This is a genomic window from Microbacterium sp. MMO-56, assembly GCF_037146215.1.
Taxonomy (GTDB): Bacteria; Actinomycetota; Actinomycetes; order Actinomycetales; family Microbacteriaceae; genus Microbacterium.
The window spans coordinates 22,179-33,203 of sequence record NZ_JBBCVW010000024.1 but is presented as its reverse complement, the minus strand read 5'-3'; the positions used below and the strand labels follow the sequence as shown (position 1 = coordinate 33,203).

12 protein-coding genes, 1 tRNA gene and 1 pseudogene are annotated in these 11,025 nt (G+C 69.3%); 10 read left to right on the top strand and 4 right to left on the bottom strand.

Going from position 1 to position 11,025, the window contains the following annotated elements; genetic code table 11:
• Positions 1-547 precede the first annotated feature (547 nt).
• Positions 548-811: pseudogene (locus WFI00_RS16650) on the bottom strand (DUF4062 domain-containing protein); the annotation flags it as partial.
• A gap of 49 nt (positions 812-860) precedes the next feature.
• Between WFI00_RS16650 and WFI00_RS16645 the strand changes: the two are divergent.
• From WFI00_RS16645 to WFI00_RS16610, 8 genes are all read left to right on the top strand, one after another.
• The gene (locus WFI00_RS16645; RefSeq protein WP_336642381.1) at positions 861-1,739 is read left to right on the top strand and encodes a hypothetical protein; all 879 of its coding nucleotides are present in this window, start codon (positions 861-863) and stop codon (positions 1,737-1,739) included.
• Positions 1,736-3,208 (top strand): VirB4 family type IV secretion system protein, encoded by a 1,473-nt coding sequence (locus tag WFI00_RS16640; protein WP_336633416.1) that lies wholly within the window; start codon positions 1,736-1,738, stop codon positions 3,206-3,208. Before WFI00_RS16645 ends, WFI00_RS16640 begins: the two co-directional genes overlap by 4 nt.
• A gap of 31 nt (positions 3,209-3,239) precedes the next feature.
• Positions 3,240-3,761 (top strand): hypothetical protein, encoded by a 522-nt coding sequence (locus WFI00_RS16635; RefSeq protein WP_336627510.1) that lies wholly within the window; start codon positions 3,240-3,242, stop codon positions 3,759-3,761.
• Between the two features lie 53 nt (positions 3,762-3,814).
• Positions 3,815-5,536: a TraM recognition domain-containing protein gene (locus tag WFI00_RS16630; protein ID WP_336627536.1), complete on the top strand. Its 1,722-nt coding sequence runs from the start codon at positions 3,815-3,817 to the stop codon at positions 5,534-5,536.
• A 72-nt stretch (positions 5,537-5,608) separates the two neighbouring features.
• Complete coding sequence (locus WFI00_RS16625; RefSeq protein WP_336627511.1) at positions 5,609-6,067, top strand: single-stranded DNA-binding protein; 459 nt, start codon at positions 5,609-5,611, stop codon at positions 6,065-6,067.
• Between the two features lie 8 nt (positions 6,068-6,075).
• Positions 6,076-6,642, top strand: coding sequence for a hypothetical protein (locus tag WFI00_RS16620; RefSeq protein WP_442927775.1), 567 nt, complete (start codon positions 6,076-6,078; stop codon positions 6,640-6,642).
• Positions 6,639-6,854, top strand: coding sequence for a helix-turn-helix transcriptional regulator (locus tag WFI00_RS16615; RefSeq protein WP_336627512.1), 216 nt, complete (start codon positions 6,639-6,641; stop codon positions 6,852-6,854). The genes WFI00_RS16620 and WFI00_RS16615 overlap by 4 nt, the downstream gene beginning before the upstream one ends.
• Positions 6,838-8,067 (top strand): tyrosine-type recombinase/integrase, encoded by a 1,230-nt coding sequence (locus WFI00_RS16610; RefSeq protein WP_336627513.1) that lies wholly within the window; start codon positions 6,838-6,840, stop codon positions 8,065-8,067. Before WFI00_RS16615 ends, WFI00_RS16610 begins: the two co-directional genes overlap by 17 nt.
• A gap of 208 nt (positions 8,068-8,275) precedes the next feature.
• Here WFI00_RS16610 and WFI00_RS16605 read toward each other — a convergent pair.
• Positions 8,276-8,349: transfer RNA gene (locus tag WFI00_RS16605), tRNA-Pro, on the bottom strand.
• A 179-nt stretch (positions 8,350-8,528) separates the two neighbouring features.
• Between WFI00_RS16605 and WFI00_RS16600 the strand changes: the two genes are divergently transcribed.
• Together WFI00_RS16600 and WFI00_RS16595 are read left to right on the top strand one after the other, a co-directional pair.
• A complete protein-coding gene (locus WFI00_RS16600; protein WP_336633414.1) occupies positions 8,529-9,134 on the top strand; it encodes a GNAT family N-acetyltransferase in 606 nt (201 codons plus the stop codon).
• Positions 9,131-9,517 (top strand): RNA-binding S4 domain-containing protein, encoded by a 387-nt coding sequence (locus WFI00_RS16595; protein WP_336633413.1) that lies wholly within the window; start codon positions 9,131-9,133, stop codon positions 9,515-9,517. Before WFI00_RS16600 ends, WFI00_RS16595 begins: the two co-directional genes overlap by 4 nt.
• Here the strand turns inward: WFI00_RS16595 and WFI00_RS16590 are convergent.
• On the bottom strand, positions 9,492-9,953 hold the full coding sequence (locus tag WFI00_RS16590; RefSeq protein WP_336633412.1) for a ribosomal maturation YjgA family protein: 462 nt from the start codon (positions 9,951-9,953) through the stop codon (positions 9,492-9,494). The genes WFI00_RS16595 and WFI00_RS16590 overlap by 26 nt on opposite strands.
• A 25-nt stretch (positions 9,954-9,978) precedes the next feature.
• Positions 9,979-10,899, bottom strand: coding sequence for an NUDIX domain-containing protein (locus WFI00_RS16585; RefSeq protein ID WP_336633411.1), 921 nt, complete (start codon positions 10,897-10,899; stop codon positions 9,979-9,981).
• Between the last annotated feature and the right edge of the window lie 126 nt (positions 10,900-11,025).

Below are 11,025 nucleotides of genomic sequence, written 5' to 3'. Positions count from 1 at the left end.
GCATTCATCGCTCGGCTACCTCGCACCCGTCGACTACGCTCGGCAATGCACCCATCAATCGGAAACCGACGACTCGCACAGCGACCGGACCGAATGAAGGGGGCGGCCCAGTGGGTTCGTCGGCTCCGGCGACGAACATGCCGCCATTCTCCGCGGGACTCTCGAACGTGACGCTCTCGGCGTCTCGGTCTCCCGTATTCGTGACCTCCGCCCAATGCTTGGTGCTGTAGCGAGGAGCCCCTTTGGAGTTCAGACCAGACATCTCGCGCTCCTGCCGAGGCTGGACAAAGAAGTCGACGCCGACTGGCTCGGACGGAGGCGCTGTGACGCTCTGAAGCGACATTGCCGCGATGTCGTGTTCAATCGCCTTCCAGACCTCGTGGTTGAGCTGTTCGACGTTGCTGAACTCGCCGAGCAGGCCACGATCCTGCATGCCCTTCTTGAAGGCGCGCACTGCATCGAGCTGACTGGTGTCAACGTCATGAGGAAGCGGTGCGGTCGAGAAGTACATATGCACCGGCCGCCCCAGTTCCACGGCGCGGTCCACTTCTTCCACGGTCCCGGAGATTGCATCGGGGGTTGGCGAACCTAGTCGGCCGCCGAACAGTGCGAACACGATGTCTGAATCATCGACGCCCTGGGCGTTGATGAGCTTCTGCGGATGGGCGCCCATGACAGGAACCGCGGATGTCTCCCAACGCCACGGCTGCAGGATCACGCCCTTCGTCCTTGCATTGGCGTCGTTCCAGCCATGTACCGCTTTCTCCACCGCGTCGCGCGCTTCAGGCACATCGGACGGTGAGGCAATCATCACGCGGAGCACGGTGGCGACATAAGGCATACCTCCAAGCCTACGGAGCATGACCGACACCAATCGGGCGCGTGCACCTGATCAGCACTTCCGATACGAGCCATGGAGGCCGGTCATGCCCAGCTATGAGAACCCCCTCGCCGACGCCGCTGAAGCTTCCGAGGCTCTCCGCGGCCTGGCCCACGCGACCCGGACCTGGGACGACCCCGCCGACACCTACCAGGTGATCGGCGAGCTGGCCGTCGGCATCCGGTCTCTGCATCAGATACTCGGCCAGATCGCCGCCGTCCACACCGCCCGCCGGGACCACGTGAGTGCCGACGACGGCGACCGCGCATCCGGCGCGCAGGCCGCGACCGCTGCTGCCGACGGGTTCCAGCAGGCGGCGGCGCTGATCGATCAGGCCGACGACCAACTCTCCGCCGCGTTCGCCGAGTCGGGCCGGATTGTCTGGCACCCGCGCCCGGCCCCGGCCGAGCAGTGGATCACGGTCGTGTTCCTGCAGGGTGAGGATGCTGAACGGCCGCTGCGCATCCTCGGCGAGCTGGGCCACGTTGACGCGGTGGACTACCTCGCCCAGTGGGACTATGGCGACGAGACCACCCAGGCCGCGCTCGAGAACGGGTACGTCTACGACGAACCCGGAGCAGGCGCCAACGACCAGGTGATCACCTCGGGCGACTACGCGCTGGTTGTCAATCCGCACATGGGATACGTCTCACTCCTCCGCCGGACTGAGCCCGCCCCGGAGGCCGAAGAGGTTGAGATGCTCGCGCCACCGGCCATGGGTGGCCCCGAGGTGCTGGGGTCGTACTCGTCGCCGGGCGCACCGAAGCGGGCACCGGTTCAGCCTGCGAAGCGGGACGGGTCATGGTTCGAGCCAGCTGCGATCACCGCCGTCAAGCAGGCGCGAGGGCTGACGCTATGAGCGCCGAGCGGGAGAAGCTGCACACCGCGGTGCTGGTGGAGCCAGCCTCAGAGCGCCGCAAGTACCGCAAGCAACGTCGCGAGGCCGCCGCCCGACTGATCGCGGAGCAACGCCGCACCGACCGGGACGTCGCGAAAGCCAAGGCTGTGGCCGAACGGGTTGAACGACGCTCGGTCACGTATCTTCCGAGGGCCGGCGAGGCGGGGCTGGCGGCCCTGCGTTCACCGGGGGGACTGCGGTTGCCGAGGCATCAGGACACCAGCGCCGTGCTCGCGGCGCAGTACCCGTTCCTCGCCGAAGGGGGTCTGGGCAGTCAGGGCGTGTTCGTCGGACAAGACATGTACTCCGGTGGCAGCTTCGTCTACGACCCGTGGGAACTGTATCGGCGGGGCGTCATCACCGCGCCGAACATGATCCTGGCTGGCATCGTCGGCTCCGGGAAATCGAGCCTCGCAAAGTCGCTCTACACGCGCTCCCTGCCGTTCGGGCGTCGCGTATACGTGCCCTGCGACCCCAAAGGCGAGCACAGCCCCGTGGCGGAAGCAGTCGGCGGGAAAGCGATCGTCCTCGGGCACGGACTCGCCGCGCGACTGAACCCACTCGATGAAGGCCACCGCCCCTCCGGGCTCTCGAACCAGGAATGGGCCAGCACCCTGGCCTCGCGGCGCCGCGAACTGCTCGGTGCCCTCGCGGAAACGGTCCTCGGCCGCGACCTCTCACCCGTGGAGCACACCGCGATCGACACCGCCCTCACCGCCGCCGTCCAGGACGCGGACGTGCCGATCCTGCCGATGATCGTGGACCGCCTCCTCACCCCGTCCGCCGACGCCGACGACCGCCTCGCCGAAGATGGCCGGCTCGTCGCCCACGCGCTGCGCAGACTCGTCGGCGGCGACCTCGCCGGCCTGTTCGACGGACCCTCAACGGTGCGGTTCGACCCGTCGCTACCGATGGTGAGTCTCGACCTCAGCCGTGTCGCGGAGAACGCCGCCCTCCTATCGGTGCTGATGACCTGCGCGTCTGCGTGGATGGAAGCCGCACTCATGGACCCCGCCGGCGGAAAGCGCTGGATGATTTACGACGAGGCCTGGCGACTCATGGCCCACCCCGCCCTCCTACGCCGGATGGACGCGCAGTGGCGACTCGCGAGGCACTACGGGCTCGCGAACATGCTCATCTTCCACAAGCTCTCCGACCTGGATAACGTCGGCGATCAGGGCTCGGCCATGCGGTCGCTGGCGAACAGTCTGCTCGCCAACGCGGAAACGCGGGTGATCTACCGGCAGGAATCTGACCAGCTCTCCACTACCGCGAACGCTCTCGGTCTGACCGGCACCGAACAACGCCTCCTGCCCGGGCTCGGCACCGGACAGGGCCTGTGGCGCATCAAGGAGCGTTCTTTCGTCGTGCAGCACCAGATGCATCCCGACGAGCTCGCCCTGTTCGACACCACCACCCGCATGATCTAGAAAGCTGGGCTCGGCGGCGTACCTGCCGGGCATGAAGCGAAGCGAACTCGACCAGCCGCCCGTCGCGATCCCGACCCTGATCCTCACGGTGCACAAGGCCGGTACGCTGACTGCCACGATCGATGGGGCCCCGATCACGCCGCCTGAATGGGCGCCGCCCTGGCGGCGTGAGTCGTTCCCGCAGATCATCGACCAGGCCAGCCACGATCGCACCCGCACCATCCGCGTCGAGGTCCGCGAAGCAGACGGCTCCGTGTTCACCGACCTCATCACCGCCCGGCGCCGCCGGGCCCTCTCCGAGCCCGAGCCCACCGTCGACGCCGCTCCCGCGCCCACGACGCCGGCCTTCGACCAGATCGACGGCGAGGGGTTCATCCCCGGCGAGGATGTCGCAGTCGCGATCATCACTGGACACACCGACGCCGCCCCCACCGGCGTTGCCCGCGCGCTTATCGACCCCGCGGGCCCGCTCCCGGATCACGTCGACGGCCCCGTGGAGGTCCTGCTGCTCGGTCGCATCTCCGGCACGACGGTGATCCGGCGACTGTCGTGAACGGTGAGGGCCGGCAGACCGGATCGTTCGGAGACGAGCTGACCAACGCCGCCATGATCGGGCTGGTCGCGCTCTTCGGCATCGCCCTCGTCCTCCGCGGCGCCGGCACCATCACCGCCTGGCTCACCGGGACCAGCCAACCCCACGGCGGGCCGGCATCCGGAATCGGTGTCCTGGCACATCCCGGCGACCCCGGTACAGCTCTCGACGCCGAGCATCTGAACGTCGTCGTCTACTGGATCGTCACCGGCCTCATCCTCGCCCTCCTCGTCACGCTGGTGGGGTTCGTGTGGGTCAGAGTCCGCAGGTACACGCATCGGGTCGAGGCCGATCCGCGGCGGATAGCCGGGATCGCGACTCGCCAAGACGTCGCGACCGCAGCCTCCCAGAAGGCCCTGCTCCGTCGAGCCGCCAATCTCCGCCCGGGTCTCGCGAATCCGAAGCCGCAAGATGTCGGCTACCGGCTCGGGGCCTCGAAGGGCGTGGGCGTGTGGGCGTCGGTCGAGGACTCCATCATGGTCATCGGCCCGCCCCGCTCCGGCAAGGGCCTGCACCTGGTCATCCCCGCGATCCTCGACGCGCCCGGCGCGGTCATCGCGACCTCCACCCGGCCCGACAATCTGACCGCAACCATGCGCGCTCGCAGGCGGGTCGGACCGGTGGCGATCTTCGATCCGCAACACCTCGCCGAAGGACTGCCCGCCGGGATGCGCTGGTCACCGATCCGCGGCTGCGAATCACCGCAGACAGCCATGATCCGCGCCGCCGGCCTCGCCGCCTGCACCGGACTGTCCGCAGGCGGGGTCGATTCCGGCGGGTTCTGGGAAGGCAAGACCCGTACCGCACTCCAAGCGTTGCTGCACGCCGCGGCTATCGACAACCGGCCACCCGCCGAACTGTTCAGATGGACCCTCGACCCCACCGCCGCAGCCGATGCGGTCGCGATCCTCACCGGCTCCACCCGGGCCGCGACCGGCTGGGCCGAATCCCTGGAAGCGATGATCGACTCCGATCCCCGTACCCGCGACTCCATCTGGCAAGGTGTCTCCCTCGCCCTCGGCTCCCTCGCCGACCCCCGCGTCCTCGACACGGTATCTCCCGCCGAAGGCGAAGGCTTCGCCCCAGAGGCATTCATCCGCGACAAGGGAACCCTGTTTCTGCTGGCCACCGGCGCCGGGGCCGGAGCCAGTGCCGCACTGGTCGCTGCGCTGGTGGAAGACCTCATCGAGACCGCCCGCCGCCTCGCCGCACGCTCACCCGGAGCACGTCTCGACCCGCCCCTGCTGCTGGCACTGGACGAGATCGCGAACCTCTCACCACTGCCCAGCCTGCCCACCCTGATGGCGGAAGGCGGCGGATCGGGGATCACGACCATGCCCGTTCTCCAGTCGCTCGCGCAAGCACGGGACAAGTGGAACGAGCACCAGGCCAACGCGATCTGGGATGCCTCGATCGTAAAGGTCATCCTCGGCGGCGCATCCAACAGCCGCGACCTGCAAGACCTTTCCGCACTTATCGGCGAGCGCGACGAATACACCGACAGCGTGACACTCGGCGACCACGGCACCCGCTCCAACCAACGATCCGTGCGCCGCGTCCCGACCTTCCCGCCCGACCGCATCCGCCGACTGCCTTTCGGAACCGGCGTCGTCCTGCTGCGTTCCGCACCACCCATCGTCACCGACCTGCACCCCTGGCCCGGCCGTCCCGACGCCGCTCGGCTCAAGAGCGACCGCGCCGAAATCGAAGCGCAGCTGCACCACGCCGAGAACTGACCAGGGAGGCGATCGCGCACCTTCCCGCCACACCGGCTGCACCTGGCGGCGCGGCAGAAGGGAAGCACGATCATGACTATTCACACGCAGGAATCCGTCTCCGGGTTCGTCGCGTCCGACCCGCAACTCACCCAGACCGCAAAGGGCGACCCGCGGCTGTATCTCCGGTTCGGACAGGAGCACTACCGCCGCGAAGAAGACGGCACCTTCACCCAACTGGAGACCACCTTCCACAACCTCGTCATGTTCGACCGCTCCGCCGAGCACGCTGACGCCCGCTTCGCGAAGGGCGACAACTTCGTCGCCGAGGGCTACACCCGCCCCGTCAACTACGAACGAGACGGCCAGACCGTCGACGACGAGGAGTTCGTCGCCAAGAAGATCGGTCACGACCTCGCCCGTACCCGCTACGACGTCGACCGCACGCCGCGACGCGCCAGTGCGGAACGCGAGGCACCGAAACGGGAAGTCTCGGCTTTCACGTCCGCCCGCAGCTCACAGCGCAGCGCCGCCCCGGCGATGGGACTGTAAGGCCGGTCATGGACGACGAGCGCGAGTCGGCGCCGGTACCGGAGATGGATGCACCGGACGATGACCTCAACGATCCCATGATCCCGGAGCCGCCACATCCGATCAACTGGAACCTGCTCACAGCCGAGGAGGCCGAAGTCGAATGGCTGGAGCTCAACCGTTGGGTCGACTGGCTCCGACACTCCTATGGACTCCCGGCCTCGGTGATCCCACCGGCCTGGCATCTCCACCCCGAACTCGTCTGGGAACTGTCAGCGCTGCATATGCACTGGCTCTGCGCCTACGACCCCGACCAGAATGGGTCCGCGCCTTTGGGCTGGCATCGCGACTTCGCCGACGCCCGCATGCGGCTCCGCGACTGGGTCGCCGCGTGCGGCACCCGACTCGACCGCGACCGCCCCACACGGCGGACCGTCTGGCCCGGCGAGAAGCCCGGCGATCCCATCGAGGACACACCGATCGTCGATCGCGACGCTGAGTTCGTGGAGTTCGTCTTGGCCGACGTGCAGCGCCGCCGCGACGCCGAGGACGCGTTCTACGCCGGCCTCGACCCGGACACCGGAGAACTCCCGTGAGCGAGAGCGCGGGGAGCCTGCTCGTGTCGCCGCTGATGTACAGCCGCGAGGTAGCCGCGTACTTGAAGGTGTCGGAGTCCACGCTGTCGCGGTGGCGGTCCGCAGGAAGCGGGCCGCCGTTCTTGCGGCTGGGCGGGATCGCCCGGTATCGGCTCGACGCCGTCGACCGCTGGCTGGACGGCTTGGAGCACGACCATGCCCCGGAGGGCTGAGCCGCTACCGACCGCCGAGCCCAAGCCGGTACCGCCGATCGGGGTGAAGCTGTCCACCGACATGGAGCGCCGTTCCTACGGCATCCGCGCCCGCGCCCGCTGGACGGACCCGACCACCAAGCGCCGCGTGATCCGCACCGAGATCGTGCGGGACGAGGCTGCGGCGCACGCCTTCTTCGACCAGCTCCGCAACTCCTCCGTGAAAGGCATGGACGTGTCCATGACCATATTGGAGTACGTCACCTCCATCGGGGACAGGTGGGCGCGAGGTCTGGACCCGACATCCACGGGAGAGACCTACTGGTACGGGTTGAAGCTGCGTGTGCTGCCCGCCCTCGGGCATCTGCCCGTCTCGCAGATCACCGCCGGGATCATCGACCGCACCATCGACGGCTGGGAACAGCACTACGGGGCGTCGACTATCAAGAACTCCATCGCGCCGCTCGTGCGGGTGCTCGATGAAGCGGTCCGGGACGGGCTGATCCAGATCAACCCCGCGAAGAACCGGGCAAAGCGGAGTCTGAACCGCAACGCCTTCCGTGGGCAGTCGGCCACGCAGTCCTCACCGCGCGCCCACGCGATCCCGGACATGAAGACCCTCAACAGGCTCGCCCGGGCCTGCGGGACGGTGCACCAGTCCTACAGCGACTTCGTGATGCTCGCCGCCCTGCTCGCCGCACGCTCCTCCGAGGTGTCCGGGCTCCAGGTCGGGGACGTGGACTTCGGGAAGAACCTCGTCGTGATCCGCCGGCAGATCTTCCCCGGGAAAGGCGGCCTGGTCACCAAGCCGACCAAGAGCCGCAAGGAACGGCGGGTGCCGATCCTCGAACCGCTCCGCCCCGTCTTGGAACGACTAGTCAAGGACAAGCAACCCGAAGACCAGCTCCTCGTGGGGCCGAAGGGCGGCATCCTCACGACTGCGACCGTGCGCGACGCCACCAACTGGGACAGCATCGTCGCCAAGCTCGGACTGCCCAACCTCACCCGGCACGGGCTCCGGCACACCGGGGCGACCTGGATGGCGGATGCCGGTATCCCGCTGCACGTCCTCCAAGACATCCTCGGGCACGCCTCGATGGAGACCACGCGGGGCTACCTCCACCCCGACGATCGCCACCTGGCGTCCGCCGCCGAGCAGGCCAACGCCTTCCTCTCGGCCGCCGGACAGCGCAAGCACGCCCGGCGCGGCAGCACCCCGTCCAGGGGCCTGTGATGCGGTCCCTACGCCGGGGCGATAGTCGCCGAAACCGTTCTGGTCCCCTTTTGGTCCCCTTATCCACAGGCCGCGGCCGAACAACCATCGCGAAGGCAGTCGGCGCGCCGCCTCGACCGGCCAGGGGGACCAGAGGGGGACCAAACGAAAACCGCTCCGAACATGACGAAGCCCAGGTGAGAAACCTACTCTCACCTGGGCTTTTCTGTCGGGATGACAGGATTTGAACCTGCGACCCCCTGACCCCCAGTCAGGTGCGCTACCAAGCTGCGCCACATCCCGTTGTTCACTTTTTCGGGCTACTGGAGGTTGAAACCACTTAACCCCCAGTCAAGTGCGCTACCAAGCTGCGCCACATCCCGGTCCGTCGTCCGCACGCGGACAACTCCCCTATCCTAACGGGTCCGCCGGGCCCGCGCGAACCGCGCGGCGATGTCGGGAGCGGCGCGTAGGGTCGCGCCATGAGCGACATCGAGATCGTGGAGGCATCCATCGACCGCTTCGCCGACGTGGAGCATGCACTGACGGGTGGCGGCGACGGCGGCTCGTGCTGGTGCCAGTGGTGGATGCTGCGCAACAAGGACTTCCAGGCGACCACCCACGACGAGCGACGCGACCTTCTCCGCGGCGACCTCGAGGTGACCCCCGCATCCGCGCTCCTCGCCTACGTCCACGACGAGGCCGCCGGATGGGTGAAGGTGTCGCCCCGCCCCGCCCAGCCGCGACTCGCCCTCACCCGCAACTACCGGCAATCCCCCGAGCCCTTCGACGATCCGGATGTCTGGGCGATCACGTGCTTCGTCGTGCGGAAGGAGTTCCGGGGCGACGGCCTCGCGAACCGCCTGCTCACCGCCGCGGTCGATCACGCCCGGAGGCACGGCGCGCGCGTCGTCGAGGGCTACCCGATCGACACGACCGTGAAGAAGACCTCGTCGAACGAGCTCTTCCACGGCGCCCTGTCGAGCTTTCTCGACGCCGGCTTCACCGAGGTCGCCCGCCCCGCAACGGCCCGCCCGCTCGTGTCTCTCACCCTGACCGCCTCGGCTCCGGGCAGAATCGGAGGGTGAGCGAATCGGTCCGCCTCGACGCCTGGCTGTGGGCGGTGCGCGTCTACAAGACCCGCTCCGCCGCCACGACCGCCTGCCGCGCCGGGCACATCCGCGTCGGCGGCGAGAAGGCCAAGGCGGCCCAGCCCGTGCGTATCGGTGACGAGATCCGCGTCCGCATCGCGGGCTTCGACCGCATCCTCATCGTCCGCCAACTTCTCAGCAAGCGCGTCGGCGCACCGCTCGCCGCCCTCGCCGCGGATGACCGCACGCCCCCGCGAGAACCGGTCGCCCAGCTCGCCGTCCGCGACCGCGGCGCCGGACGCCCCACCAAGCGCGAACGCCGCGACATCGACCGCCTCCGCGGCCGCGACGGGGTCAGCCCCGACGGGTTCGACGACTGACGAGCCGCGCCGCGGCATCCACGCCCGCAGCGGCGACGACCGCGACGCTGTAGACCACCAGGTCCCGCGCGTCGAACGCCGACCCGAACACGAGCCGTGCAGGCGGGAACGCCGCGCCCCACTGTGCGGGCAGGTCGGTGAGCTGCAGCAGCTCCACGGCGGTGCACCACGCGATCGCCACGAGCGCCGCCGCCCAGGACGGTGCCCGCGGCGCGACGAACACCACCAGCAGATACGCCATCACGGCATACAGGGCATCGCCCGCGATGTCGGATGCCGCCGACGACGGCGCCCCGACGTGCACGGCAAGCCCGACGGCGACGACCACGCCGGCGAGCGCCGCGGCTACCCACCGACGTCGCCGAGTCGCGCGCGCAGCCACGACCCCGCGCGCGCCGACAGCCTCGCCCTCCGGAGCGCCCTCGTCCCCGGGCACAGCAGAAGCCCCGGTCACCCGCCGGTCACTCGCCCGCGAGCCACGACGGACCGTGGCACACGGCGCCGAGCGCCTCCACACGCTCACGCAGCCCGCGGTCGCTCGTGACGACCGTCACCGTGCGCCCGGCCTCGACGAGTCGCGCCGTCTCCGCGACGATCGCATCGTCCCCCGAGCCTTCGGCCCGCACGACCGCGATGCCGGACGCCCCGGAAGACCCCGCCGGGACCGCCGGATCCGTGACACCGCGCGCCTGGCCCTCGACGACGACGCGCCACTCGGGGAACCACACGTCCGCCGGCAGTCCCAGGCGCTCCGCGCTCACACCGTCCGCAGCGAGGGCCCCGAGCCGATCGAGCAGCCGTCCCGTGGCCCCGACGCGGTCGCGCCACCATCCGTCGGGCACCGACCCGACGACGTTCCCCGCATCCACGACGACGGCCGGGCGCACGGTCAGGAGCGCCCGCAGCGCCGGCCAGGAGGACGCGAAACCGGGGTGGAGCGGGTAGTCGTCGACGGCATCCACCGGCACCCACGTGAGCTCGCGGCTCTCGGGGTCGCTGATGACGGGCTCGAACGGGGTCACGACGTCAGCGACGACGGTCGAGTAGGTCCAGATGTCGACGTCGAGCACGCTGATCAGGCGCGGGCGCACGGCCTCGGCGGGCACCCCGGCCTCCTCCGCGGACTCCCGGAGCGCCGCCGCGCACGCCGACTCGTCCGCGTGGCGGGCGCCACCGGGCAGCCCCCACGTGTCGCCGAAGTGGCTCCACGACACCCGGTGCTGCAGCAGCACGCCGCGCTCGGGGTCGACGGCGAGCAGACCCGCGGCGCCGAACCGGCCCCAGTAGCGGGTGCCGTCGTCGGCGACCACCCAGGCATCCCCGGGGTCGCGCGGGCCGTGCGGGCGGCGCGGCTCTCCGGGTGCAGGGGGCTCGATCGTCACCGTTTCAGCCTGTCACATCCTGCTCAGACCGGCCATCCGCGCGTCACACAGCGCGTCGGCGAGTTTTCCCGGCCCGACACACCATATCTGGTGTCGATTCCCGCGCCTAGCACAACATATGGTGTG